Below are 254 nucleotides of genomic sequence, written 5' to 3'. Positions count from 1 at the left end.
AGCGTGCTCGCCCCGTCTCCACGGTGATCTCATATCCATCATGCACCCGGCGCGCGGCGACGGCCCGTGCGCCCAGCGACAACCGCGCCCCCTGTCTTTCGGCCTCAGCCGCGAACGCCAGGGTCAGAGCCTTGGGATCGGCATGGCCTTCGGATTCCAGATAGCTGGCGGCGACGATGGATGGCGACAAAAGAGGCGCGATGGCACGGGCCTCATCCCCGACGATCAAGCGGCTGGGCAGGCCGCCCGCCGGT

The 254-nt window shown here is 68.9% G+C and carries 1 protein-coding gene; it reads right to left on the bottom strand.

Annotated elements, in window-relative coordinates; all coding sequences use genetic code 11:
- Positions 1 to 254: FAD-dependent oxidoreductase (locus ACM5QX_RS29620; RefSeq protein WP_414756770.1), on the bottom strand; the 254-nt coding region annotated here is incomplete at both ends.

The sequence above is a fragment of the Anabaena sp. CCY 9910 genome, from assembly GCF_963920875.1.
GTDB classification, from domain to species: Bacteria; Cyanobacteriota; Cyanobacteriia; order Cyanobacteriales; family Nostocaceae; genus Trichormus; species Trichormus variabilis.
Note: the sequence above shows the minus strand (reverse complement) of the source record. Positions and strands in the feature narration are given on the sequence as shown.